We start from the raw sequence: 24,812 nt of genomic DNA on the forward strand, positions 1-24,812 counted from the left end.
GAGCAACGTGGAAGCAAGGAAATCAGAACCCCATCTTCTTCTTCATGTCCTGATCGACCCACATCCGCGCGTAGATCGGGCCGGGACGGACCGCGCCCGCGCGCAGCTCGGCGTTGTAGTTCTTCACCCAGGGCCACCATGCGGTGTACACGTAAGGGGTCGGCAACCAGATATACGGCGCGTCGGCGAGCACATCGCGCGTCAGCGAGCGCAAGGCCTCTTGCCGGCGGCCGAGGTCACGCATCTGGAAGGCTTCGTTTACGCGCTGCTCGTACTTGGCGTCGCCCCACTGCGCGGCGTTCCAGACCTGGCCCTTCACGAAGCTCTTGCGGATCGTGGTGGTCGGGTTGGTATGGCCGTTGCTCATCAGGTAGCCGGGCGCATTGGTCCTGGTGGTCATGGCCGACAGGAACGCGCCGTACTCCATCGGCTGGATCTCGATGCGCACCCCAACCTGCTCCAGGTAAGCGCCGATCAGCGGCAGCAGCTCCAGGTGCTCCGGCTGGCAGGCGCACACCTGCACCTTGAAGGTGAAGCCCTTCGCGTAGCCCGCCTCGGCCAGCAACTTGCGCGCCTTGTCCGGGTTGTAGGCGAACAGCTCCTTCACCGAGTCCGGCATGGCGCTCAGCGGCTCGAAGTAGCCGGCGTAGTCCGGATGCTGCGGGTAGGCGAACAGTTCGGCATTGCCGCCATAGAACTGCTTGACGATCTCCTGCTTGTTGACCGCCATGTTCAGCGCGCGCCGCACGCGCAGGTCGTTGAACGGCTTGGTATCGACGCGCAGCGCCACGTACTGGCCGTTGGTCGACAGCCAGCGCGACCACTTGAGTGCCGGCGCGTTCTTCTTGAGCTCATCGACCGCGGTCCAGCGCACGGACTCGAGCACATCCAGCTTGCCTGTGCGCAGCATGGTGTTGCGGGTGGACTCGTCCTTGACCGTGCGCAGCACGACCTTGTCGACGAAGGGCAGCTTGTAGTCCTTGCCGGCGATCTTGTCGCTATCCCAGTATTGCTCGTTCTTCGTGTAAGTGCTGGCTGTGCCCTGGACGAAATTGCTCAGCAGGAACGGCCCGCTGCCGTTCACATTCTTCCAGTTACCGGCCCCGGCGGCGGCCACTTCCTTGGGCATGATGCCGGAGTAGTAGCCCCAGCCGAAGCGGTAATCCCATTCGGCGTTGAACGCCTTGAAGCGGAAGACCACGGTGTACTTGTCCGTTGCCTCCACCTTGTTGAGGTGGTCGTAATACGTGGGGATTTTCTTGGCGCTGGTGTTCTGGCGGTTGTAGCTGAAGACCACGTCGTCGGCCACCAGTTCGCGCTCCTCCATCACGCCCGCCTTGGCGGGGAACTTCACGCCCTTGCGCAGCTTGACTTCGAGCGTCAGCGGGTCGACCCACTTCCAGTTCTCGGCCAGCTCGCCGCGAATCGCATCCTCCGGCAGCCACGCATCGGCCTGGAACGGATACTTGCCGCCATTGCGCCTGGCCTTGGAAAGGTCGGCGGCGAAGAGCTGTTCGTAGACCTGGCCGGTATCGTAGTTCTGCTTCCAGTTCCAGTCAGCCAGGTCCCACGACAGGGCGGAGATGGTGGGATACATGGAGCCGATCTCGAGATTGCCGCCGTACTTCGGCGCTTCGGCCTGCGCGCAGGCGGTGCCAGCGGCAAGCGCCAGCACCACGCCAGCCACGCCAGCCACCACTGAAGATATTGTCCGGTTCAAGCCGCGTCGCTCCATCGTCATCCTCCGTTGTTGGTTATCGCGACCCGCGCATGCGCGGGTCGAGCAGGTCACGTAGCGCGTCGCCGTAGACATTGATGGCATAGACGACAACGGTGAGGCAGATGCCGGGGGCCAAGGCCAGCCAGGGCCCCTGGAACATGAAGGTGCGGCCGTTGCCCGAGAGCATGCCGCCCCAGGTCGGCGCGGGCGGCGGCACGCCCAGCCCGAGAAAGGACAGGCCGGACTCGGCCAGGATCGCGGTGCCCACGCGCGTGGTAAACAGCACAATGATGGGCGGCAGCACGTTGGGCAGGATATGGCGCCAGAGAATGCGGCCGGTGGATGCGCCCATGGACTGCGCGGCGTGCACATACATGTTCTCGCGCACCGAGACCACCGCGCTGCGGATGATGCGCGAGCCGCCCACGCCCAGCAGCAGGCCCAGCGTGCCGATGATCTGCCAGCTGCCCGGGCCGAGCACGGACACCACCACGATCAGGATCACCAGGTCGGGAAAGCTCATCCACGCATCCACCATGCGCTGCACGATCAGGTCGAACTTGCCACCCAGGTAGCCGGTCAGGATGCCGATCAGCACCGAGATGGCGGTAGCGAGCGTGGCGGCCGACAGCCCGATGATGACCGAGAGCTGCGCGCCGTACAGGCAGCGCGAGAGCATGTCGCGCCCGAGGTTGTCGGTGCCGAAGGGGTGCGCCCACGACGGCGGCTGCAGCCGCTTCATCATGCTGATCTCGTTGACGCCATAAGGCGCCAGCCAGTCGGCAAAGACGCCGCAGAACAGGAAGATCATGCAGATCACCGCGCCGGCGGCGCCCAGCGGCTTCTCGCGGAACAGGCGGCCCACCAGTACGAAGGCTGACCCTAGCCGGCCCGGGACAGGCGTGGGCGGCGCGCCAGGGACGGCTTGCGCCGCCTTGAGCGCCGGGGCGTTTGCGATTGGACGTGCCATCAGCGATGCCTCACTTTCGGGTCGAACAGCCCGTAGCTCAGGTCCACGAGCAGGTTGATGAGCATGACGGCCACCCCGACCACCAGGAACACGCCGGTGATCACGGGATAGTCCCGCTGGTTCACGGCGTCCAGCAGGAGCAGCCCCATGCCCGGCAGCGCGAAGATCTGCTCGATCACCACGGCCCCGCCGATCAGCAGCGGCGCTTGCAGGCCGATCAGCGTCACCACCGGGATCAGCGCGTTGCGCAGCGCATGGCGCAGGATCACCAGGCGCTCGTTCAAGCCCTTGGCCCAGGCCGTGCGGATGTAGTCCTGGCGCAGCACCTCCAGCATCATGGTGCGCGTCATGCGCATGGTGATGGCCGACAGTGCCATGCCAAGGATGATGGCGGGCACCAGCATGTTACTGATGTGCCGGAGCGGGTCCTCCAGGAAGGGAACGTAGCGCACCTCGGGCGACCAGCCCCACCACACGGAAGGAAACACCATGATCATCGTGCCCATCCAGAAGCTGGGTACCGCCAGCATCAGGATGGAAAACGAGCGCGCCACGTAGTCGGCCGCGGTGTCTTGCCGGATCGCCGAGAGCACGCCCACGGGCAGCGCGACCGACAGCGCCACGAACAGGGCAAGCGCGCCTAGCGAGAAGGTGGCGGGCATGCGCGCCAGCACCATCTTCAGCACCGGCTCACCCTGCCACAGCGACTGGCCGAGATCCCCGTGCAGCACGATGTTGCCGATCCAGTGGACGTACTGGAACCACATCGGCTGGTCCAGGCCCAGCGCGCGGATCAGGTCCTCGCGGCTCTTGGTGTCGGCGCTGATGTCGTTCTGGCTCAGCATCAGGTCGACCACATCGCCCGGCACCATGCGCACGATCACAAAGACGATCAGGCTGGCAAACAGCAGCGTGGGCAGCAACGCCAGCAGGCGGCGCAGGATGTAGGCACTCATGGCGCGCCCGCTTCCGTGACGCCCGTCCAGGCCACGCCGCGCGCCCTGAAAAAAGATACCGTGGATACGATAAAAAATGCCGCCCCGACCATGCCGTCTCCTGTTCGGTGCTTCGCGTGGTCGCCAGACACACCAGACAAGCATCGCATGACACGTAAATCAAGCGACATCTTGTGCCAGCAAGGAATGCATCCCTGGGCGTCTTCCACCGAGCTGCTGTTTTTGCAGATAGCCCATTCAGCATACCCATAGTTCTAATTCATGACAACCGAACTGGCTCTTGAATGTCTAATGGATTTACCTAGGTCGGCGCCGCCGTGGCGGGCCGCTTGTGCGGCGCAAACGCGCGACGGGAAGCGCGGCGAGAAGCGCGAGGGCGAGCGCAGGCGCCACGCCTGCGCGTGGACGGCCTGCAAACACGGTTGAAGATGGTGCGCTGCGACGCTCAGTAGCCGCGCAAGGTCGCCCAGCGCTGGGCGTGGAAGTTGGTGTCGCCGAGCAGGATCTGCGCGGCGCAGGCGCGCTTCATGTAGAAGCCGATTTCGAACTCGTCGGTCATGCCAATGCCGCCGTGCATCTGCACGGCCTCCTGCACCGCGAGCATCGCCGTGGACCCGGCGCGGGCTTTGGCCGCGGATACCAGCGCGATTGGCTGCGCCGGGCCGTCGTCGAGCAGTTGCTGGCTGCGCAGCACCGCCGCGCGCGTGATCTCGATCTCGCTGAACAGATGGGCAGCGCGATGCTGCAGCGCCTGGAACTCGCCGATGATCTTGCCGAACTGCTTGCGCTCTTTCAGGTATTGCAGCGTGCGCTCGAAGGCCTCGTCGGCAATGCCAACCAGCTCGGACGCCAGCGCCGCACGGGCGATATCGAGCGCGTGCTCAAGCATGGCCGCGCCGCTACCGGCCTCGCCCAGCACCGCGTCCGCCGCCACGCGCACATCCCGGAACTGCACGCGCGCGGCATTGCGGGCGTCCGCGATCACGGTGCGCTCCACGGTAATGCCATCGGCGCCGCGCGGCACCAGGAAGAGCGTGACGCCATCACGGTCGTCTGCGTTGCCGCTGGTGCGGCCCACCACGATGAGCGTATCGGCAATATGCCCATCGATGACGAAGACCTTGGCGCCATTGAGCAAGAACCCGCCGTCATGCTGCACGGCGGCGAGCGCCTGGCGCTGCGGGCGGTGCGCCGCGCCCTCGTCGATCGCCAGCGCGGTCAGGTGCTTGCCAGCCGCGATGGCAGGCAGGAAATGCGCCTTCTGCGCTGCGCTGCCGCCCCGGGAAATCAACGAAGCGCCCAGCAAAGCGGTGGAGAAAAACGGCGTGGGGGCCAGCGTGCGGCCAAGCGCCTCCATCAGGACGCCCGCCTCCACCACGCCGAGCGCGCTGCCACCGTACTGCTCGGGTATCAGCACGCCGGCAAAGCCCAGTTCGGCAAACTCCCGCCAGAGGGCGGGCGAGAAGCCGGTGTCGTCCCGCGTGTCGCGCAGCTTGCGCAGCATCGGGATGGGTGCGCTTTCGCGCAGGAATGTCAGGGCGCTGTCCCGCAGCATCTCCTGGGTCTGATTCAATACGATTGCCATGGTCGGTCTCGAAACGTTCCAGCGTGGAGTCGGGGCGCTCAGGCGCCGGGCAAGCCGAGCAAGCGCTTGGCAACAATGTTGAGCTGCACTTCGGTCGTGCCGCCCTCGATGGAGTTGGCCTTGCTGCGCAGCCAGCCGCGCGCGGTGGCGCCATCGTTGCTGCGCTCGCTCTCCCACTCCAGGGCCTCGCTGCCCCCAATCGACATCAGCAGCTCATAGCGCCGCTTGTTCAGCTCCGACCCGTAGTACTTGAGCACCGACGAGAATGCGGCAATGCCCTCGCCCTGCCGGGCCAGGTCTAGCGCGCGCTCCCCCGCCAGGGCGAATGCCGCCTCATCGATCTCAAAGGTGGCGATCTGCGCGCGCAGCATGGGCGCATCGACCTCACCGCGCTCGTTCTGGCCGAGCGTGTCGCGGGCCAGCTTGCCCATCGGCGGGGGCTGGCCGCGCCCGCCGATGCCGCTGATCATCTCGCGCTCATGGGTCAACAAGTACTTGGCGATGGCCCAGCCGCCGTTTTGCTCGCCCACCAGGTTGGCGCGCGGCACCACCACATCGTCAAAGAAGGTTTCGCAGAACGGCGACTTGCCGGAGATCAGCACGATGGGCCGCGCCGTCACGCCAGGCGTTTCCATGTCGAACAGCAAGAAGCTGATGCCGGTGTGCTTCTGCGCCGAAAAGTCGGTACGCACCAGGCAGAAGATCCAGTCCGCCTTGTCGGCGTACGACGTCCATACCTTCTGGCCGTTGACGACAAAGTGATCGCCGCGCTCGTCCGCGCGCGTTTGCAGCGAGGCCAGGTCCGACCCGGCATTGGGCTCCGAGTATCCCTGGCACCAGCGGATCTCGCCGCGGGCGATCCTGGGCAGATGCTCGCGCTTCTGCGCTTCCGAGCCAAAGCGGAGCAAGGCCGGGCCAAGCATCCAGATGCCGAAGCTTTGCAATGGCACGCGGCAGCCAAGCGCTTGCATTTCCTGGCGCAACACCTTGGCCTGCTCGCGGGAAAGGCCGCCGCCGCCATACTTGCGCGGCCACTCCGGCACCGTCCAGCCTTTCTCCCCCATGCGCGCGAGCCAGAGGCGCTGCGCCTCGGACTGGAAGCGGAACTTGCGCCCGCCCCAGCAGATGTCGTCTTCGTTGCGCACGGGCTGCCGCATTTCGGGCGGGCATTGCGCTTGCAGCCAGGCACGTACCTCCTGCCGGAAGGTTTCCAGGTCATCCACGCTTGTCTCCTGTTTTTTGGCTTGTCTTGTTTTGTTCTGATTTGGATTCGTTATATAAGCCCGACTTGGCAACGTCAATACTCAATTTCCAAAAATGAAAACGTGGCATGGCCAAACACCGCATCATTGCTGCCATGCATGCATTTACTGCCGATGTGATAGCATTCCCGAAAACATACCGTAACCACTAAACCGGCAAGCGAACCAAGCCGGTCCGCGCCCGTGGGGCGCAACCAGGAGACAATGTGGAGGCTGAAGCCAGCAGCGCGCCGCGCTGTGCCATCCTTGCCTTTCCCGGTGCCCGGGCGCCGGATCGCTCGCGCACCGTCAGCGCCGACGGCATCCGCATCGCCGTCCATGAGTGGGGCCCGATTGACGCCACGCCGATCCTGCTGGTGCATGGCGCCATGGATTTCGCGCGAACCTTCGATGTCTTCGCGCCGCTGCTGGCCGATGCCGGCTACCGCGTGGTGTCTTACGACCAGCGTGGCCACGGCGACTCCGAGCATGCCGACCTGTACAGCTGGGTCGCGGACGAGCGGGACCTGCTGGCGGTGGCCGACTCGGTCACGCGCGAGCCGCTGATCGCAATCGGCCATAGCAAAGGCGGCTCGTTGCTGGTGCATGCGATCCAGGCGCTGCCGCACCGCTTCACCCGCTTTGTCGCCATCGATGGCCTGCCCTTTCGCAATCCGCACGCGGACAGCGCCGTGCGCGACAAGAAGTCGATGACCGCGCCCATCATCACGCACTGGCTCGATACGCGCCGGCAAAGCCCGGGCCTCGCACGCAAGCCCGGCACCCTTGAAGAACTCGCCCGGCGGCGCGCCCGCATGAACCCGCGGCTGGCCCATGCATGGCTGTGCTACCTGGCCGCGCTCGGCGCGCGGCAGGATGCCGACGGCTGGCGCTGGAAGCTCGACCCGGTGATCGGCTCCTCCGGCTTTGGCCCCATGCGCGCGCGCTGGATGACCGACCGCCTGCCGGGCTTTCCCATTCCCATGCTGGCCATCTTCGGCACGCAGCGCGAGCCGATGGGGTGGGATGCCACCGCAGCCGACCTGGCGCCGTACTTCCCGCCCTCGACCCAGGTACAGGTGATGGCCGACACCGGGCACTTCATCCATATCGAGCGGCCACAAGAGACCGCGCAACACATCCTGCCTTTCCTCCGTTCATGACCCTCTACCTGCGCCACAATCGCCTGCGCCTTGCCCTGCATCCGCTCAAGACCGGCAGCGGGCCCGCGCTGCTGTTGCTGCACGGGCTGGGCGAGCGATCGCCGGACACATTGCCGGCGGAGTACGCCGGCTGGCCCGGCACGGTGCACGCGCTGGATTTCACCGGGCACGGACGCTCGGATATTCCGCGCGGCGGTGGCTACAGCTGCGAGTTCCTGATGGCGGATGCGGATATCGCACTGGCGCACCTGGGCCCGTCGACCGTAGCGGGGCGCGGGCTGGGCGGCTATATCGCCTTGCTGCTGGCCGGCGCGCGCCCGGAGCAGGTGCGCGGGGCCATCCTGCGCGATGGCCCCGGCCTGGCCGGCGGCGGCACCGCCGCACGCAATCCGTATATCCCGGTGGTGGATACCACGCGCACCGGCCCGCCCGACCCGTACGCCATCGCCGACCTGGCAACTGACGTGCGCCCGCCGAGCTACGCGGCCAACTACGCGATGCTGGCCGCGCAGCACTCTGACACGCCGCAGCCGATCTCCGTGTGCACGCGCGAGCGCCCGGACTGGCTGAAAGCGGTGACAGAGCTGCTCTCGCTGGAGAAGGTCGAACTGGACCAGGCGCTGCAACACTACGCGGCGCAAGCGGCGATGCGTGGAGACGCTCAGGCATGAAAGCGGAACTCGCCGCGCAGGCCGCCCGTGGCACAAATGCCGGACATGGCGATGCGCACGCACTGGCGGAGGACGGCTTTCGCGCCCACGTACAGCAGCACCTGCCACGCAACGCACGCGCCTACCTGATCCACGGCATGCTGGGCATGACCGGCTTCCGGCTGGTGACCGCCCCCACCTTCGTGCCGGCCTATATCTACCTGCTGTCCGGCTCCAAGCTGGTGGTCGGGTGCGTGCTTGGCGCGCAGTACGCCGGCATGGCGATGTCCTCCATCTGGGGCGCCACGCAGATCGAGCATCGCCAGCGCGTGATGCCGCTGATCTACCTGGTGGGCTGGCTGGTGCGCCTGCAGATCCTCGGCCTGGGCTTGTCCGCCTTCCTGCTCTCGGGCGACGGCGCGCTGGCCGCCGCCGCCGGGTTCCTGCTGCTGTTCGGCCTGTTCAACGGCGTGCAGAACGTCACCTTCAACTACCTCACGTCCAAGATCATCCCGCTGGAGCGGCGGGGCGCGTTGAGTGCGTTCCGCAATTTCCTCGGCGGGCTGATCGCGGCGGCGGTGGCCTATCTGGGCGGCCGCTTCCTGGTTGGCGGCAATGTGTTCGGCAATGGCTACGCCACCACCTTCCTCACCGCCTTCGTCCTTACCAGCCTGGGCATTTCCGCGCTGACCCGCATGCGCGAGCCGGTGCTGCACGATGTACGCGTGCAATCGGGCTTTCGCCAGCGCCTGCGCGAAGTACCGGCGCTGCTGCGCGCGGACCAGCACTACGTGCGCTTCTTCGTGGCCCGCGCGCTGGTGGCGTTCAGCATGATGGCGGTGCCGTTATATGCCATCTACGTTGGCAGCCATCTGCCGCTCTCGGGTGCCACGCTGGGCTACCTGAGCATTGCCTACCTGCTGGCGCAGACCACCAGCAACCTGATCTGGGGCCGCCTGGCCGACCGCCACGGCTATCGGCTGGTGTTCCTGTGCAGCATCGGGCTGTGGGTGCTGTCCACCGCCGCGCTGCTGCTCTGCGATGGCCTGGGCGCGTTCCTGCTGGTGTTCTGCGGGCTGGGTGCCAGCTTTGGCGGCTACTTCCTGTCCGCGGACAACTTTGCGCTGGAGTTCGGCAACCGGCGCGATCGCCCGATGCTGCTGGCGGTGTCGGATACGGCCACCTACACGATGATGGCGTGCGGGCCGATCCTTGGCGGCATGCTGGCGCAGGGGGTGCGCTTCTCGCTGGTGTTCGTCGCGGCCATGCTGGTCATGAGCATCGCCTTTGTACTCGCCCTGCGGGTGGAGGAGCCGCGCCGCCGCCCGCGGCCGCAGCGCGAGGGCAACGCGTAGCGCCAACCTCGGGATTATCGGGATCAACGGGATCAGGGATCACCAGGAGACAGGATGACATTCAGGACCTATCCGGAATTCAGCACGCACTACCCGCTTGTGCTCACCACGATCATGAAGCGCCCGGTTCGGATGTATCCCAACGAGATCGGCGTCGTCTACCGCAACCCCGCCACCGGCGAGTATTTCCGCTTTACCTGGGTGCAGTGGTACCGGCGCGTGGCCCAGCTGGCCAACGGCCTGCGCGGCGAGCTCAAGGTGCAGGCCGGCATGCCTGGCGAACCTGGCGAGCGCATTGCCACGATGGCGCTCAACACCCACCGCCACCTGGAGCTGTACTACGGCGTGACGGGCATTGGCGCCACCTTGCACCCGATCAACGTCCGCCTGTCCCCGCAGCACATCGTCTACACCATCCGGCACGCGCAGGACAAGATCCTGTTTGTCGACGACACCCTGATGCCCTTGCTGGAGGGCATCTACGACCAGGTCAAGGATGTGGTCGAGCTGGTGGTCTATATGTCGGACAAGCCGGGGCTGCCGCAGACCCGCATCCCCAACATCATCGAGTACGAAACGCTGATCGCCCGCCAGGCCGAGACCATCGAGTGGCCCGCCCTGCACGAGGACGTGAACGCCACGCTGTGTTACACCACCGGTACCACGGGCCAGCCGAAAGGCGCCACCTTCACGCACCGCCAGCTCTACCTGCTGACGATCCACATGATGGCGCAACTCGCCATCGGCAACACGCCGGACCACGATATTGCCGATGGCCTGGGCACGCGGCTGGGCGAAGGCGCGGTGCCGCTGCTGAATACGCCGATGTTCCACATCCACGGCTGGGGGCAGCCTTTCGTCGCGGTCTATAGCGCGCAGAAGATCGTGCTGCACGGGACCTTTACCGTGCAGGGCTTCTGCGAGCTGGTGGAGCGCGAGAAGGTGACGTCGGTGGGCATCGTGGCGACCATCGCGGCCATGTTGCTCGAATACCCGGACCTGAAGAAGTACGACCTCAGCAGCCTGGTGCGCGTCAGCGTGGGCGGCGGCGCGCTGCCGCTCGGGCTCAAGCGCAAGCTGGAATCCCTGATCCCCACCTTCCGCATGAGTTCGGGCTACGGCATGACCGAGACCGCGCCCACCATCGTTGGCTCGTTCATCAAGAAGACCATGGTCCACCTGGACCGGGACGAGACCGATGCGGTGCTGGTCAAATCCGGCCTGCCGATTCTTGGCGTGGAGGTGGAGGTCATCGATGATAAAGGCAAGCCGGTGCCTCAGGACGACCACACGGTCGGCGAGATCGTGGTGCGCGCGCCCTGGGCAACCGGGCAGTACTACCGCAACCCCGAGAAAAGCGCGGAGCTGTGGCAAGACGGCTGGCTGCACACCGGCGACATCGCCAAGGTGGATGCCGAGGGCTATATCACCATCGCCGACCGCATGAAGGACGTGATCCGCAGCGGCGCGGAGATGGTGCCCACGGTGCTGCTGGAGAACCTGATCGCGATGGCCGATTTCGTGCACGAGGCGACAGTGGTCGGCGTACCGGATCCGGTCTGGGGCGAGAAGCCTCTGGCGCTGGTCAGTGTGCGCCACGGCTTTGAGGCCAGCGAGGACAGCGTCATTGATTTCCTGAAGGTGCACGGCGTCGAGACCGGCAAGATCACCAGGTGGATGCTGCCCAAGCTCGTCGCCATCACGCGGGACATCCCCAAGACCAGCGTAGGCAAGTACACCGCGATGACCTGGAGACATTCCTGGCCATCGCCAAGGACGTTTCGCATCGCCACCCCGACACACTGGAGTCCACACCCATGACCGCTATCAACGCAGTCGCCGATCTCGCCGTGGAAGGCGATATCGCCATCCTGACGCTCAACTCACCGCCGGTGAACGCACTGTCCGCCGCAGTGCGCGCCGGCATCCTCGCCGGCATCGAGCGCGCCATCGCCGACAGCAACGTCAGGGGCATCGTCCTGACCTGCGCGGGCAAGACCTTTATCGCCGGCGCCGACATCACCGAATTCGGCAAGCCGCCGGTTGGCCCGTCGCTGGCCGACGTGCAAGCCGCAATCGAGGGCTCGCCCAAGCCCGTGGTCGCCGCCATCCACGGCACCGCGCTGGGCGGCGGGCTGGAAGTCGCGCTGGTATGCCACTATCGCGTGGCAGCTAGGTCCGCCAAATGCGGCCTGCCGGAAGTCAACCTCGGCCTGCTGCCCGGCGCTGGCGGCACACAACGCCTTCCCCGCATCGTCGGCCCCGCCAAGGCGCTCGACATGGTGACCTCGGGCGCCCACATCGGCGCGGCCGCCGCCGCGCAGATGGGCCTGTTCGACCTGGTGACCGACGACGCCGCGCTGCGCGCCGGCGCCATTGCCTTCGCCAGGCAGGTCAACGCCGAGCAGCGCCCGCTGCGCAAGGTGCGCGACCTCAACGAAAAAGTGGAAGCCGCGCGCGGCAAGCCGGAGCTGTTCGCCGACTTCCGCCGCGCCAACGCCCGCAAGTTCCGTGGCTTCGACGCGCCCGAGTACAACATCCGCTGCATCGAGGCCGCGGTCAACCTGCCCTTCGACGAAGGCATGAAGGTCGAGCGCAAGCTCTTCCTGGAGCTGATGAACGGCACGCAATCCGCCGCGCAGCGCTACTACTTCTTCGCCTCGCGCCAGGTCTGGAACGTGCCCGATGTGCCAGCCGACACACCGGTCATCGACGTGAAGAAGGTAGGCATCATCGGCGCGGGCACCATGGGCGGCGGCATCGCCATGAACATGCTCAACGCCGGCATTCCCGTCGTGATCGTGGAAACTGCGCAGCAAGCGCTGGACCGCGGCGTGCGCACCATCCGCGCCAACTACGACAACACCGCAAAAAAGGGCCGCATCACCGCCGCCGATGTCGACAGGCGCATGGCGCTGCTGACCCCGACGCTGGAACTCGGCCAGCTGGCCGACGCCGACCTGGTCATCGAAGCTGTCTATGAAAACATGGACGTGAAGAAGGACATCTTCGGCAAGCTCGACAAGATCGTGAAGCCCGGCGCCATCCTGGCCACCAACACCTCCGCGCTCGACGTCAACGAGATCGCCCGCGCCACGTCGCGCCCGGAATCCGTGATCGGCCTGCACTTCTTCTCGCCGGCCAACGTCATGAAGCTGCTGGAAGTGGTGCGCGGCGACAAGACCGCCAAACCCGTCATCCGCACGTCGATGGAGCTGGCCCGCAAGATCGGCAAGATCGCCGCGCTGGTGGGCGTGTGCCCGGGCTTTGTCGGCAACCGCATGCTCGCCCAGCGCCAGCGCGAAGCGCAGAAGCTCGTGCTCGAAGGCGCGCTGCCGTGGGACATCGACCGCGTGCTGTACAACTTCGGCTTCCCGATGGGCCCGTTCGCCATGAGCGACCTGGCCGGCCTGGACCTGGGCTGGATCCGCGAGAAATCCAGCAGCGCCACGCTGCGCGAGATCCTGTGCGAGATGGACCGCCGCGGCCAGAAAACCGGCGCGGGCTACTACGACTACGACGAGAAGCGCAATGCCATCCCCTCGCCCGTGGTCGAGGGGATCATCCGCGACTTTGCCGCCAGGCAGGGCAAGACCAGCCGCGTGGTCTGCGAGCAGGAGATCCTGGAGCGCTGCATCTACCCGATGATCAACGAAGGCGCAAAGATCCTGGAAGAAGGCAAGGCCATCCGCGCCTCCGACATCGATGTGGTGTGGGTCAACGGCTATGGCTGGCCGGTGTACCGAGGCGGCCCGATGTGCTATGCGGACACGATCGGGCTGGACAAGGTGCTGGCGGTCATGAAGAACTTCGAGGCGACGCTCGGCGCGGACTTCAAGCCGGCCAGGCTGCTCGAGGACCTGGTTGCGCAGGGCAAGAAGTTCAGCGACCTGAAGTAGGCAGTTCCGGCGCTGCGTGCTGATGCGCCCCCTTGGCCGGCCCGGCCTTGGGGGCCATGTAGCGCCGCAACTCCACCCACTGCCACGACAGCAGCGCCGGGATGCCGAAGAGCACCTCGCGCGCGCGCTTGACCAGTGCCAGCGACAATGCCACCTGCGGGTCGACGCCAAGCAGGTGCCCCAGCAGCAGCATCACGGCCTCCTGCACGCCAAGGCCGGCCGGCACGAAGAAGGCCACATGGCGCACGGCCTGCGTCAGTGACTCGATCGCCAGCGCCTGCCAGAGCGGGACGGGATGGCCCAGCAGCCACAGCGCGAACCAGATCTCCGCCGCGCCCAGGGCAAGGCCGGCGAACTGCCAGCACAGCGCGGCCAGCAATTCGCGGCGGCGCGCATTCAGCGCACGGATCTGCGCGTCGAGCCGGGCGCCGTCGATCAGCGCGACCACCCGGTGGTCCGTGCCGAACAAGCGACGCGCGGCGCCCTCCAGCCGCTCGAACAGCGCGCTATGGCGCAGCGAGAGCGCAAACAACACTGGCACCGGCAAGGACAGCAGCAAGCCAGCCAGGATCACCCAGGCGTGGCCATCGCCGTCACCGAGCGCCAACAGCAGCAACACCACGCCGAGCGCGGAGAACAGGTACTGTGCGAACAGCGTCACCATGACTTCCACCACGATGCTGGCGGTCACCGCCGTGGTATCCGTAATGCGCAAGCGGGTCAGCCGGATGCCAACCAGCTCGCCACCCACACCCACGGTGGGCAGCAGCCGGTTGACCGCCTCGCGCACGGTGGCCACCCACCAAAGGAAGGCAAGGCCAGCGGACTCATCGGGATCGGCTGACGTCAGCAACACCCGCCAGCCTTGCGCGTCCAGCAGCAGCGGCAGGGCGTGGAAGGGCACGAGCAGCAGCAGCGGCCAGCCGGCCTGGCCAACGATGCGGCCAATGTCGGCCGCGCCTTCGTGCAGCACCAGTGCGCTCAGGGCTAGCAAGCCCAAAAGGCCGGTCAGGTAGATCAGGCGCTTCATGCGGGGGCCAGGGCACCAGGCGCGCCAAAGATGTCGGTAAAGCCGCCGCTGCGCACGCCGGCTCGCTCCAGCGTCTCGCGCACGCGGGGCGACAGCAGCGCGGCCAGCTCGTCGGCATGGCGATAGCCATGCATGCTAGGTGCCACCTCGGCGCCGGAGACCACGCCGGGATGCAGGTAGATCTCGCCCACGCCCGCCGGCAGCTCCGCCAGCGCAGCCAGCAAGGTGGCTTCGTCCATGCGGCCGCTATTGGCGATGCCAAGCACGTAGTCGTTGTGGGCAATGCCGGCCAGGTCCAGCCGCCGGCGCAGCAGGGTCAGCCAGGGCCGCAGCAACAGCGGCGCCGCAGGCTCGCTGGGCAGGCGCATGGCGCGCAGGCCGAACTCGCGGCCGATCCGCAAGATCAGGGACAGCACGGTGGGATGCAAGTGGAAATGCTTGTGGGTGTTCACGTGGTCCAGCGTCAGCCCGGTGGCGGCGAACGCCTCGAACTGGGCGCGGATCTCCGCGGCCAGCTGGCGCCGCACATGCGGCAGAAAGAAAAAGCGGAAGCCGTCGCGCGCCATGGCCGAGCCGAAGCGGCCATGCGCATCCACCAGCGCCGGGATGGCAGCCGGGGCCAGCACCGCCGGGCCGTCAGCCAGCACCACATGCAGGCCCACGCGCAAGCGCGGCAGGCGCCTGGCGCGCGCCACCGCGTCGGCGGCCGCGCTCGCGCCCACCATCAGGCTGGCGGCGTTGAGCACACCATCGCGGTGCGCCAGCTCCACCGCTTCGTTGACACCGCCGTGCAGGCCGAAATCGTCGGCGGTGATGATCAGGGCACGCCGCGCAGGATCAGACGCCACAGGATCGCTCGCCAGGGTCAGGCCTCGTGCGAGCGCAGGAATCGGAAGAACTCCACCCCTTCGCGCAGGCGGCGCTTCATCATGTCCCAGCTGCCCAGCATCTCGCGCACGATTTCCCAGATCTTGCCCGGACGGAAGTAGAAGCGCTTATAGAAGGTTTCCACGCCATGGTAGATCTCTTCCTTGCTCAGGTGCGGATAGCTGATCGCGGCCAGCTGCACGCCCTTGTCGTTGACCAGGTTGATGACCTTGTTGTCTTCCAGCCAGCCGTTTTCCACCGCCTGCCGGTATAGCGTGGTGCCCGGATAGGGCGCTGCCAGCGAGACCTGGATCGTGTGCGGGTTGATGTCCTTCGCGTAGGCGATGGTCTTCTCGATCGTCTCGCGGGTCTCGCCGGGCAGGCCGAGGATGAAGGTGCCGTGGATGATGATGCCGAGCTTGCGGCAGTCCTCGGTGAAACGACGCGCGATATCGGTGCGCAGGCCCTTCTTGATATTGAGCAGGATCTGGTCGTCGCCGGACTCGTAGCCCACCAGCAGCAAGCGCAGGCCGTTCTCCTTCATGATCTTGAGCGTGCTGTAGGGCACGTTGGCCTTGGCATTGCAGGACCACGTCACGCCCAGCTTGCCCAGCCCGCGCGCGATCTCCTCCACCCGCGGCTTGAAATCCGTGAAGGTGTCGTCGTCGAACATGATCTCCTTGACCTCGGGCATGTTCTCCTTGATCCACTTGACCTCGGCGATCACGTTCTCCGGGGAGCGCGTGCGATAGCGGTGCCCGCCCACGGTCTGCGGCCACAGGCAGAAGGTGCACTTGGAGCGGCAGCCGCGCCCGGTATAGATCGAGACGTAGGGGTGCTTCAGGTAGCCGATGAAGTAGTTGTCGATCTTCAGGTCGCGCTGGTAGATGGGTGCCACGAAGGGCAACTCATCCATGTTCTCGATCATCGGGCGCGGGCCGTTGTGCTCCTGCGAGCCATCGGGCAGCTTGTAGCTCAGGCCAAGCACGTCCTTGAGCGGCTTGCCGGCGGCCACCTCCTGGCAGGTGTAGTCGAATTCCTCGCGGCACACGAAATCGATGGCGGGGCTCGCGCCGAGCGTGCCGCCGGGGTCGACGGCGGGCTTGGCGCCCACCATGCCGATCATCACCCCGGGGTGGCGTGCCTTGAGTTCTTCCGCGAACTTGGCATCGGTGGGAAAGGACGGCGTGCTGGTATGGATGATGACCAGTTCATAGCCGGCGGCGATATCCAGCGTTTCCTGCACACCCAGGCCGTCGGCGGGCGCGTCGAGCACGCGGCTGTCCGGCACCAGGGCGGCGGGCTGCGCCAGCCACGTCGGGTACCAGAACGATTTGATCTCGCGCTTGGCTTGGTAGCGCGAGCCGGCGCCGCCGTCAAAGCCATCGAAGGAAGGCACCTGGAGGAAGAGGGTTTTCATAGCAGCCTCGGGGGATTCAAGCCGTTTGTCGAACGGGACGACTGGCGTTCCGGCACGCCATTGTCTGTCCCCTCCGTCATCAAGGGAAGGGGGCGACGCGTTACGCGAGCACCCTGGTAAGGTTCCATGGCCGCACGCGCCACCGGCGCGCGCGGCTGCGGCGGCGCGTCGGCTGTGGGCGGGTCTCGCACCGGCAATATCCGATCGCGCCAGCGCACCTGCGAACCAGCCAGTGCAACCGCCCACTCCACGAGCAGCAGGGTATCACGCAGCGGCGCCATCAGCGCGGCGCCGATGCGCCCGGCCAGGATGCTGCGCGCCAACCCGCCCACCAGCACCGCGGCCAGCACCAGCGGCTGCGGCGAAAGCCAGGCGGCCAGCGCCAGCATCGGCCAGGTGAACGTGATGAAGGTGAAGGCGAAGCCAGCCGGATTGAGCGAGCGGATGGTGCGCATCCACCGCAATTCATGCGCCCAGAGATCAGAAAGACTGGATTCCGTCACATCGGTGGTGACCATCTCATCCGACAGCACTGTCTCCAGACCCCGCCGCCGAACCAGCTCGCCCAGCCAGAAATCGTCAGCAAGCCGGTTGGAAAGCGCTTCGAACCCGCCAATTGCGGCCAGCGCGTCACGCCGCATGGCAATGGTGGCGCCAAAGCAAAAACTGCGGGAGCCGCCCGCGTGGGCGATCCGCACCGAAGGCGCGAACCAGTGGTCGATAAATCCCGCCCCCAGGCGCGACCAGAAGCCGCCGACCGGATGGCCGCGATACAGGCAAGTCACCACACCGACCGGGGCATCGGCCAGGGGGGCGGTAACGCGTGCCAGATAATCCGGCGCCACGGCAATGTCGCTATCGGCGACCACCAGCCATGCGTGGCGCGCGCTGGCGCAAAGGTTGATCAGGTTGCTGGCCTTGAGATTGCTGCCATGCACCCGGGGATCGATGACCAGGTCGATCTCGCAGGCGGGGAAATCGGCGCGCAAGCGCTCCACCACGCCAATGGCAGGATCGTCGGCGGCGCGTACGCCAAACACGATCTGGTAGGCGGGGTGCTGCTGTCGGCACAAGGTGGCCAGGTTTTCGTAGAGACGAGGCTCGGCGCCGCACAGTGGCTTGAGCACGCTCACCGGGCGAAGGCTCGCGCTATCCGGGGCTACGCAGGCGGGGGCTGGGCCGGGCGAGGACCGTCGGCTGATCCACGCCGCCGCCACGGCATATCCTGCCGCGAGCCATGCCACTGCCGGACCAGCAAGCCCTCCCAACGTCATCTCGGCCAGCCCTCAAATAAGGTTTTGACTAAAGTTGTACGGTATAGCGCAAATACTTAAGGAAGTATTAAGGTGAAATATGACGTACAGAAGTTATTTCGTCCACTAGTAAGATCGCGGATGGCGTGGGGACAACGTGGAGTACCCAAAGTGGACGAGAAAGATATTGATAACAATTCTTGTTAATTCCATTTTTATCGGAAGGACCAGGCCCGGGGACAGGCCCTGAGCGCCAGCTACGCTCAGAGCGCCTCGCCCTCCTTGAGCACGCCCGCCGCCCGCAAGGACGCGTCGAGCCAGGCCGGGCGCAATGCCTGGCCTGACCGGATGCCGTCGATCCGCTTTCGCTCCGCCGTCACCTTCTCGGCCGCCCTCCCGATCAGCCCGGCCACCTTTTCGCGCTCGATCACCACCACGCCATCGGCGTCGCCGATCACAAGATCACCGGCCCTGACCGTGACGCCGCCGCATTGAATCGGATGGTTGACGCGGCCGGGCACAAGCTTGGTGGGACCATTTGGATTTGTGCCAACGGAATACATCGGAAAGCCCAGTTCACGAATCTCATCGGCGTCGCGCGATGCCGCGTCCAGCACCACCGCCGCCACGCCAAGCGCCTTGCACTGGTTCGTCATGATGGCACCCATCAGCGCGCACGACTGGTCGCCCTTGCCGTCCACCACAATCACGTCGCCTGGCTTTGCGAGCGCCATGGCGGCGTGAATCATCAGGTTGTCCCCCGGCCGGACTTCGACCGTGAGCGCGGTCCCGCAGAAGCGGCTCGCGCGGTCGAGCGGTGCGATGCGCCCGTGCATGCCGCCCCGGCGCCCCGCCACATCCGCGAAGATCGAAGCGGCGAACCGAGACGCCTGCTCGATCAGGTCCGGGCGAACACGCTCGAAGTCCCGGACCATATCCGGCAGGCTGCCCTCGACGTCCATGTCGATGTCCATGTCCATGCCGTGTCTCCTTAGTTCAACGTGACGTTGGCTTCTTTGATCACGCTGACCCATTTGCGCTTGTCGGTGGCCAGGAACTCGCGGAATTTATCCGACGTGCTGCCAACCACCTCCATGCCGTCCTGGCTCAGGCGCTGCGCAATCTCCGACTGGCGCAGCACCTGCGCCACGTCGTGCTGCAAACGCGCCACCACGCTGGCCGGCGTGCCCTTGGCCGCGCAAAGCCCGGTCCACGCCACGGGGTCAAACCCCGGCACGCCCGACTCCGCGAATGTCGGCACGTCGGGCAGCGATTGCAGGCGCTGCAGCGACGCCACGCCAAGCACGCGCAGCTTTCCGGATTTCGCGTAAGGCAATGAGCTGATGGGCTGATCGAAGATCAGGGAGACCTGGCCGCCGAGCAGGTCCGTCATCGCCTGGCCCGTGCCCTTGTAAGGCACATGGACAATGTTGATGCCGGCACGCAGCTTGAGCATCTCGCCCGCGAGGTGGCCCGCCGTGCCATTACCGGACGAAGCAAAGTTCAGCTTGCCCGGATTGGCCTTGGCATACGCGATCAGCTCCCTGACGTTGTGGATGGGCAGCGCCGCGTTGACCAGCGCGATATATGGCGTGTTGGCGATCAGGGACACCGGAATGATGTCGGTCTGCGGATCGTAGCTGACCTTCTGCAAGGACGGCTGGATGGACAGCATCCCCGTGGTGCAGATCATCAGCGTGTGGCCATCGGCTGGCGCCTTGAGCATGGTGTCGGCCGCGATGTTGCCGCCGGCGCCGGGGCGGTTGTCGATCAGCACCTGCTGGCCCAGGGCCTCGGACAGCTTGGGCGCAAGCAGACGGGCGACGATATCGTTCGAGCCACCAGGAGAAAAGCCCACAAGGATGCGGATCGGCCTCGAGGGATACGCGGGCTCGCCATGGGCAGCCGTGGCAAGCAGCGGCAAGCCCGCCGCGACGAGGCGAAGACACTTCAGCAGAAAGTTCATGGTGCGCCCTGGTGGATGGAGTCAAGGAAGGTCGTGCGATGCCTAGCGAATCAATGCGGCGGCCGCGGCTTCGATCCGGCGGCAGCCCTCGTCCAGTTGCGCCATGCTGGCGGCAAACGAAAGCCGGAAGTGCGTATCGACGCCGTAGGCGGAGCCCTGCAGTACCGCCAGATCCTGCGAGTCCAGCACCCAGTTGACCCAGTCGTCGCTGGACCGGATCACCGAGCCGTGCGGCGTGCGCGCGCCGATCAGCGCTTCGCACGAAGCAAAGACATAGAAGGCGCCGGCTGGCGCCTGGCAGTGAATGCCGTCGACCTGCCCGAGCGCGGCAACGACCCTGTCCCGGCGCGCCTGGAACACCGCCTTGTTGGCCGCGATGAAGTCCTGCGGGCCGTCCAGCGCCGCGATCGCCGCGGCCTGCGCCACCGAATTGGCACCGGACGTGCTTTGCGATTGCAGCTTCACCATCGCCTTGATGAGCGGCGCCGGCGCGCCGGCGTAGCCGATGCGCCAGCCCGTCATCGCGTAGGCTTTCGAGACGCCGTTGATGGTCAGCGTGCGCGCCTTCAGTGACGGAGCGGCTTGCGCCAGCGTGACAAAGGCGGCGCCGTCGTAAGTGAGGTGCTCGTAGATGTCATCCGTCATCACCCAGACGTGCGGGTGACGCTCCAGTACCTCGGCAATGGCAACCAGCTCCGTGCGGGTATAGGCGGCGCCGCTGGGGTTGTTCGGCGAATTGAGGATCAACCAGCGAGTCCGCGCGGAGATGGCACGCTCGAGCTCCTCGGGCGTGAGCTTGAACCCGTTCTCCGCCTGGCATGCCACGAACACCGGCACGCCACCGGCAAACAGCGTGATATCCGGGTACGACACCCAGTATGGCGCGGGCACGATGACCTCGTCGCCCTGTTGCACCGTGCACATGAGCGCATTGAAGATGACCTGCTTGGCGCCGGTGCTGACGATGATCTCGCTGGCCGCATAGTCGAGACCGTTCTCCCGCTTGAATTTTTGCGCGGCGGCGTGGCGCAGCTCGGCCGTGCCCCCCACATCGGTGTAGCGCGTCTTGCCGGCTTGCATCGCACTCCAGGCGGCTTCCCGGATGTGGGCCGGGGTCTCGAAGTCCGGCTCCCCGGCGGTGAGGCCGATCACATCGCGCCCCGCGGCGCGGAGCTCCCGCACGCGTTGGCCCGCCATGGAACTGGGAGAGGGCTTGATTCGGTTGAGTCGGTCGGTGAGCGAAAGCATGCGGCGTGGCCATGGAAGGGATCTTGCGAGAAAGTATCCGCCACCGCGCCGGCCCGGCAAAACGAGAAATCGGATTGCGCCGGTATTCCATTTTTTCGTGATGATGGCATCGTTGGTGCGAGAATATGTCGCCGCACAGAATCGGGAAATCCAATGTCAGTCACGTTCAAGCAACTCGAAGCCTTCTACTCCTGTGTGACGCATGCATCCTTCAGCTCGGCGGCGACCAAGCTCCACGCGACGCAATCGGCCATGTCCAAGCGTGTCGGCGAACTGGAGGCGATCCTGGGCGTGCAACTCGTCCACCGCACGCCAAAGGGCCTCGTGCCCACCCATGCCGGCAGCCGGCTCCTGACCCTCGCCGAAGACGCCATGCGGCTGCGCGAGCGGATCAATGCCGAGGTCGGGCAGGTCGACAAGCTCACCGGCACCTACCGCATCGGCGTCACCGAGCTCATCGCGCTGACCTGGCTGACCAAGCTGCTCAAGGAACTCAAGAACCGGCATCCAGACCTTCAACTGGAACCGGTGGTCGATGCGGGCATGAACTTGTTCGAAGGCCTGGAGGCAAACAAAATCGACCTGGCGATCCTGCCGGGCACGTTCTGGGGCGAAGCCTACAAGACGGTGGAGGTCGGCCGCGTGGAAGACCTGTGGATGGCAAGCCCCAACCTCGCGTTACCCGACAGGCCGCTGCGCCCCGAAGAATTTGCCCGGTATCCCGTGCTGGAGCAATCCATCGGGTCCGCGAAGAACACCTTCTACGGCGCCTGGCGCCGGGAGCATGGATTCAGGTTCAAGAAGGTATTTGCCACCAACAGCCTGACCGTATTGAGAGCACTGACCATCGAAGGACTCGGCATCAGCCAGCTTGCCCTGGACTACTTCGCCACGGATATCGAGCGAGGGCTCCTGCGCGTGGTAAAGAGCGACCCCATGCCACCGCCCCTGGTTTACTCCGCCGTGTACCGGGACGATGCCTTCAGCGCGGCGCTGGATGTCATTGCCGAGGTCGGCCGGCTTGTGTGCGACTTCTCGCGCGGACCGCATGATCTTGCGGTGACGCGATGAGCGCCTGTTGCGCCGTCAGTTCGATGCGCTCGCCTGCTGCTGTAACCAAGAGACGCTATCGCTTCCGCAGGCGTGATTGCTCGCCCCCCCCCTGAACCGCTTTGCGGTTGGGCAGCCAGGCAAGAGGTTCGGAAGCGAATCATCTCCTTCGCCCCCGTCGGGCCAATATGACGGCGCTCGGACGGGAGTATGTCCCTGGCAAGCCTTCAATGCTCACTCTCGATGTTCAGCAACCGATTCGATCTTCGCTTGCATCAATAACCACAGAGGTAGACTTCGTTGAACTCGACGCCGAAGTCAAACCGTCGTCATCGCACAGCTCCCTCACCACGCACGACGAAAACGGGCAAGAAGTGAAAATCCTGAGCGACAACATGCCGTTCGGCCGCCCCGGCGCGGGCCCGAGGCGGCATTCCTGCGGCTCAGAGAATCATTGGTCTGTCGCTCAACTCGTTCTTGCCGCTGGCCTGCGCGGGAAAATGCCTGCCCAGATGCCGGCTGATGGCCTGAACGCCGGCGATAACACCACGTTGATACTCAGCGCGTCGGAAGGCAGCCTCCATTTCCCTGCAAACGACATCCCACTCACCGGGCTCGACCTTCGCGTGGATGCCACGGTCAGCAACAATTTCAACGCTGCGATCTGCCAGCAATAGGTAAATCAGGACACCATTGTTATGTTCTGTATCCCAGACGCGCAACTGAGAGAAGACTTCGACGGCACGCGCGCGCGCCAGCCCCCCCTTGAATAGGCTCGTGAGGCTCAGCGCCCCCTCCACCGCAAAACAGAGCTGTCCGATATGTGTCGACTCGCTTTCTGCAATGGCTTGCTCGATTGCGCGCAGGGTCTCCTGCGGGAAGGCTTGCCTGACCTGCCAGTGAGTCATCAGCAGATGCCTAACGATGCGTTTGACGTTTTCCATCACCACTTGCCCGAGGCACCGCCGCCGCCAAAGCCGCCGCCACCGCCACCGAATCCCCCAGAGCCCGAGCGGCCACCCGAGCGGCCCCCGATACCCAGCAAGCCCATGTGCCCGCCGCCCAGCAGCGTAAACAAGAGCGCGATTGCCGCCGCAACGATGGCAGCAAAGATGGCGCCGGAAAGCATCCACGCGACCACACCGACGGCGCCACCGGTCGCGACTGCACCCGGGAACCTCCCCAGCATGGACCGCAATACCCCACCCAGAACCAGAGTGAGCACAAGAAGGATTGGCATCAGTTGCCGGACAGTATCCCCCCTATCCCCTGCCGTTTCCTTTGGCGGTGGCAGTGGCTCCCCTCCGATAACCCCAAGCATGCGGTCAACGCCTGCCGCCACGCCGCCGTAAAAATCGCGCTGCTTGAATCGAGGCACGATATCCTCACTGATGATGCGCTTGCTCGCAGCGTCAGTCAGGACGCCTTCGAGGCCGTAGCCCACCTCAATACGAAGCGTGCGGTCATCCTTGGCAATGATGAGCAGTGCGCCGTCATCTACGCGCTTGCGTCCCAGCTTCCATTGCTCAACCACGCGAAGAGAGTACTGCTCGATGGTTTCAGGTTGGGTGGTGGGAACGATGAGAATCGCAACTTGCGTTCCCTTCTTTGCTTCGAAGGCCTGCAGCGTCTGGTCCAGGGACGCCTGCTGCTCGCGCGTGAGCGTGCCAGTCATGTCCGTCACTCGCGCGGTCAACGGCGGAACAGCAACATCTGCAATGGCCCCGAGAGACGCAAAGGCTGTCAGTGCTAGAAGCAGGCCTCGTGCTGCTGAGAGCAGGTTCACTTGGCACCCCCAGGGGCGCTGGCCGGCGTCGCACCGAATCCAACTTGCGGTGGCTTGGCGATGCCCGCTTCGTCGGCGACACTGAAATTTGGTTTTACCTTATAGCTAAACACCATCGCCGTCAGATTCGAAGGAAACGCACGCACTGTCACGTTGTAGGCCTGTACGGCCTGAATATATCGATTTCGCGCAATGGAAATCCTGTTCTCAGTGCCTTCGAGCTGGGCCTGCAGGTCGCGGAAACCAGCATCCGCCTTCAGTTGAGGGTAGTTCTCCGATACGGCGAGAAGCCGGGACAGGGACCCGGAGAGTTGTTGCTGGGCGGCCTGGAACTGGGCAAACGCCTGCGGGTCGTTGAGCAGCGCGGGCGTGGCCTGGATTGAACCGACGCGAGCACGGGCTTCAGTCACCTGCGTCAGCACTTCCCTTTCGTGGCTTGCGTAGCCTTTGACGGTATTCACCAGATTTGGTACCAGGTCCGCGCGACGTTGGTACTGGTTCACCACCTCGGACCAACCCGCCTTAACCTGCTCGTCCTGCGACTGGATGGTGTTATAGCCACATCCTGTGAGGCTAGCTGCGAGCAGTACAACAAGCACTGACCATATTCTGCGCACGAGACACCTCCTTCCTCTGGCGGCCCTTCTGACAAG

21 protein-coding genes and 1 pseudogene are annotated in these 24,812 nt (G+C 65.4%); 7 read left to right on the forward strand and 15 right to left on the reverse strand.

Translation table 11 applies throughout. From position 1 onward, the window contains the following. Positions 1-22 precede the first annotated feature (22 nt). The 5 genes from AC1RWI_RS02560 to AC1RWI_RS02580 form a co-directional block, all read right to left on the reverse strand. A complete protein-coding gene (locus tag AC1RWI_RS02560) occupies positions 23-1,720 on the reverse strand; it encodes an ABC transporter substrate-binding protein (protein ID WP_492864377.1) in 1,698 nt (565 codons plus the stop codon). A 34-nt stretch (positions 1,721-1,754) separates the two neighbouring features. Next, positions 1,755-2,690 (reverse strand): ABC transporter permease, encoded by a 936-nt coding sequence (locus AC1RWI_RS02565; RefSeq protein ID WP_043356854.1) that lies wholly within the window; start codon positions 2,688-2,690, stop codon positions 1,755-1,757. Beyond that, positions 2,690-3,646: an ABC transporter permease gene (locus AC1RWI_RS02570; protein ID WP_492864379.1), complete on the reverse strand. Its 957-nt coding sequence runs from the start codon at positions 3,644-3,646 to the stop codon at positions 2,690-2,692. Before AC1RWI_RS02570 ends, AC1RWI_RS02565 begins: the two co-directional genes overlap by 1 nt. Positions 3,647-4,091: 445 nt before the next feature. After that, on the reverse strand, positions 4,092-5,231 hold the full coding sequence (locus AC1RWI_RS02575; RefSeq protein WP_492864381.1) for an acyl-CoA dehydrogenase family protein: 1,140 nt from the start codon (positions 5,229-5,231) through the stop codon (positions 4,092-4,094). Between the two features lie 38 nt (positions 5,232-5,269). Further along, positions 5,270-6,454 (reverse strand): acyl-CoA dehydrogenase family protein, encoded by a 1,185-nt coding sequence (locus tag AC1RWI_RS02580; protein WP_492864383.1) that lies wholly within the window; start codon positions 6,452-6,454, stop codon positions 5,270-5,272. Positions 6,455-6,699: 245 nt separating this feature from the next. On the opposite strand from AC1RWI_RS02580, the gene AC1RWI_RS02585 reads away from it, so the two are divergent. From AC1RWI_RS02585 to AC1RWI_RS02605, 5 genes are read left to right on the forward strand one after another with little or no spacing between them, the layout of a single operon-like run. Further along, positions 6,700-7,635: an alpha/beta fold hydrolase gene (locus AC1RWI_RS02585; RefSeq protein ID WP_492864385.1), complete on the forward strand. Its 936-nt coding sequence runs from the start codon at positions 6,700-6,702 to the stop codon at positions 7,633-7,635. Continuing rightward, the gene (locus AC1RWI_RS02590; protein ID WP_043356863.1) at positions 7,632-8,306 is read left to right on the forward strand and encodes an alpha/beta fold hydrolase; all 675 of its coding nucleotides are present in this window, start codon (positions 7,632-7,634) and stop codon (positions 8,304-8,306) included. Before AC1RWI_RS02585 ends, AC1RWI_RS02590 begins: the two co-directional genes overlap by 4 nt. Continuing rightward, a complete protein-coding gene (locus AC1RWI_RS02595; protein ID WP_492864388.1) occupies positions 8,303-9,640 on the forward strand; it encodes an MFS transporter in 1,338 nt (445 codons plus the stop codon). The genes AC1RWI_RS02590 and AC1RWI_RS02595 overlap by 4 nt, the downstream gene beginning before the upstream one ends. A gap of 54 nt (positions 9,641-9,694) precedes the next feature. Further along, positions 9,695-11,461: an AMP-binding protein gene (locus AC1RWI_RS02600; RefSeq protein WP_492864390.1), complete on the forward strand. Its 1,767-nt coding sequence runs from the start codon at positions 9,695-9,697 to the stop codon at positions 11,459-11,461. Continuing rightward, positions 11,458-13,539, forward strand: a complete 2,082-nt coding sequence (locus AC1RWI_RS02605; RefSeq protein ID WP_492864392.1) for a 3-hydroxyacyl-CoA dehydrogenase NAD-binding domain-containing protein — start codon at positions 11,458-11,460, stop codon at positions 13,537-13,539. Before AC1RWI_RS02600 ends, AC1RWI_RS02605 begins: the two co-directional genes overlap by 4 nt. On the opposite strand, the gene AC1RWI_RS02610 is transcribed toward AC1RWI_RS02605, so the two are convergent. From AC1RWI_RS02610 to AC1RWI_RS02640, 7 genes are all read right to left on the reverse strand, one after another. Beyond that, entirely contained in the window at positions 13,523-14,569 is a 1,047-nt protein-coding gene (locus AC1RWI_RS02610; RefSeq protein ID WP_492864394.1) for a lysylphosphatidylglycerol synthase domain-containing protein, read from the reverse strand. The two genes, AC1RWI_RS02605 and AC1RWI_RS02610, sit on opposite strands and share 17 nt — an antisense overlap. Next, complete coding sequence (hpnK, locus tag AC1RWI_RS02615) at positions 14,566-15,417, reverse strand: hopanoid biosynthesis-associated protein HpnK (protein ID WP_043356866.1); 852 nt, start codon at positions 15,415-15,417, stop codon at positions 14,566-14,568. The genes AC1RWI_RS02610 and hpnK overlap by 4 nt, the downstream gene beginning before the upstream one ends. A gap of 17 nt (positions 15,418-15,434) precedes the next feature. Then, a complete protein-coding gene (gene hpnJ, locus AC1RWI_RS02620; protein WP_043356867.1) occupies positions 15,435-16,856 on the reverse strand; it encodes a hopanoid biosynthesis associated radical SAM protein HpnJ in 1,422 nt (473 codons plus the stop codon). Beyond that, entirely contained in the window at positions 16,853-18,130 is a 1,278-nt protein-coding gene (gene hpnI / locus AC1RWI_RS02625) for a bacteriohopanetetrol glucosamine biosynthesis glycosyltransferase HpnI (protein WP_082055218.1), read from the reverse strand. The genes hpnJ and hpnI overlap by 4 nt, the downstream gene beginning before the upstream one ends. Positions 18,131-18,372: 242 nt before the next feature. Further along, positions 18,373-19,089, reverse strand: coding sequence for an RraA family protein (locus AC1RWI_RS02630; protein WP_492864397.1), 717 nt, complete (start codon positions 19,087-19,089; stop codon positions 18,373-18,375). Positions 19,090-19,100: 11 nt separating this feature from the next. Beyond that, on the reverse strand, positions 19,101-20,075 hold the full coding sequence (locus tag AC1RWI_RS02635; protein WP_492864399.1) for a Bug family tripartite tricarboxylate transporter substrate binding protein: 975 nt from the start codon (positions 20,073-20,075) through the stop codon (positions 19,101-19,103). 42 nt (positions 20,076-20,117) lie between these two features. Next, positions 20,118-21,323, reverse strand: coding sequence for a pyridoxal phosphate-dependent aminotransferase (locus AC1RWI_RS02640; protein WP_492864401.1), 1,206 nt, complete (start codon positions 21,321-21,323; stop codon positions 20,118-20,120). A 153-nt stretch (positions 21,324-21,476) separates the two neighbouring features. Here AC1RWI_RS02640 and AC1RWI_RS02645 point away from each other — a divergent pair, with 153 nt between their 5' ends. Next, on the forward strand, positions 21,477-22,394 hold the full coding sequence (locus AC1RWI_RS02645; RefSeq protein ID WP_043356875.1) for a LysR family transcriptional regulator: 918 nt from the start codon (positions 21,477-21,479) through the stop codon (positions 22,392-22,394). Between the two features lie 281 nt (positions 22,395-22,675). After that, positions 22,676-22,795 (forward strand): annotated as a pseudogene (locus tag AC1RWI_RS02650) (Dyp-type peroxidase); the annotation flags it as partial. Between the two features lie 21 nt (positions 22,796-22,816). On the opposite strand, the gene AC1RWI_RS02655 reads toward AC1RWI_RS02650, so the two are convergent. The 3 genes from AC1RWI_RS02655 to AC1RWI_RS02665 are packed head-to-tail and all read right to left on the reverse strand — an operon-like array spanning position 22,817 to position 24,776. Then, on the reverse strand, positions 22,817-23,317 hold the full coding sequence (locus AC1RWI_RS02655) for a TPM domain-containing protein (RefSeq protein WP_043356877.1): 501 nt from the start codon (positions 23,315-23,317) through the stop codon (positions 22,817-22,819). Continuing rightward, positions 23,317-24,159, reverse strand: a complete 843-nt coding sequence (locus AC1RWI_RS02660; RefSeq protein WP_492864404.1) for a TPM domain-containing protein — start codon at positions 24,157-24,159, stop codon at positions 23,317-23,319. The genes AC1RWI_RS02655 and AC1RWI_RS02660 overlap by 1 nt, the downstream gene beginning before the upstream one ends. Next, complete coding sequence (locus AC1RWI_RS02665) at positions 24,156-24,776, reverse strand: LemA family protein (RefSeq protein ID WP_043358492.1); 621 nt, start codon at positions 24,774-24,776, stop codon at positions 24,156-24,158. The genes AC1RWI_RS02660 and AC1RWI_RS02665 overlap by 4 nt, the downstream gene beginning before the upstream one ends. Between the last annotated feature and the right edge of the window lie 36 nt (positions 24,777-24,812).

The organism is Cupriavidus sp. MPR-AND1C (genome assembly GCF_058809705.1).

Excerpts from the sequence above, each read along its gene's own strand:
- hpnI (WP_082055218.1), bottom strand. The coding sequence starts at position 18,130 with ATGACGTTGGGAGGGCTTGCTGGTCCGGCAGTGGCATGGCTCGCGGCA.
- AC1RWI_RS02595 (WP_492864388.1), top strand. The coding sequence starts at position 8,303 with ATGAAAGCGGAACTCGCCGCGCAGGCCGCCCGTGGCACAAATGCCGGA.
- AC1RWI_RS02635 (WP_492864399.1), bottom strand. The coding sequence starts at position 20,075 with ATGAACTTTCTGCTGAAGTGTCTTCGCCTCGTCGCGGCGGGCTTGCCG.
- hpnJ (WP_043356867.1), bottom strand. The coding sequence starts at position 16,856 with ATGAAAACCCTCTTCCTCCAGGTGCCTTCCTTCGATGGCTTTGACGGC.
- AC1RWI_RS02575 (WP_492864381.1), bottom strand. The coding sequence starts at position 5,231 with ATGGCAATCGTATTGAATCAGACCCAGGAGATGCTGCGGGACAGCGCC.
- AC1RWI_RS02605 (WP_492864392.1), top strand. The coding sequence starts at position 11,458 with ATGACCGCTATCAACGCAGTCGCCGATCTCGCCGTGGAAGGCGATATC.
- AC1RWI_RS02610 (WP_492864394.1), bottom strand. The coding sequence starts at position 14,569 with ATGAAGCGCCTGATCTACCTGACCGGCCTTTTGGGCTTGCTAGCCCTG.
- AC1RWI_RS02645 (WP_043356875.1), top strand. The coding sequence starts at position 21,477 with ATGTCAGTCACGTTCAAGCAACTCGAAGCCTTCTACTCCTGTGTGACG.
- AC1RWI_RS02590 (WP_043356863.1), top strand. The coding sequence starts at position 7,632 with ATGACCCTCTACCTGCGCCACAATCGCCTGCGCCTTGCCCTGCATCCG.
- AC1RWI_RS02565 (WP_043356854.1), bottom strand. The coding sequence starts at position 2,690 with ATGGCACGTCCAATCGCAAACGCCCCGGCGCTCAAGGCGGCGCAAGCC.
- AC1RWI_RS02630 (WP_492864397.1), bottom strand. The coding sequence starts at position 19,089 with ATGGACATGGACATCGACATGGACGTCGAGGGCAGCCTGCCGGATATG.
- AC1RWI_RS02655 (WP_043356877.1), bottom strand. The coding sequence starts at position 23,317 with ATGGAAAACGTCAAACGCATCGTTAGGCATCTGCTGATGACTCACTGG.
- AC1RWI_RS02600 (WP_492864390.1), top strand. The coding sequence starts at position 9,695 with ATGACATTCAGGACCTATCCGGAATTCAGCACGCACTACCCGCTTGTG.
- AC1RWI_RS02640 (WP_492864401.1), bottom strand. The coding sequence starts at position 21,323 with ATGCTTTCGCTCACCGACCGACTCAACCGAATCAAGCCCTCTCCCAGT.
- AC1RWI_RS02570 (WP_492864379.1), bottom strand. The coding sequence starts at position 3,646 with ATGAGTGCCTACATCCTGCGCCGCCTGCTGGCGTTGCTGCCCACGCTG.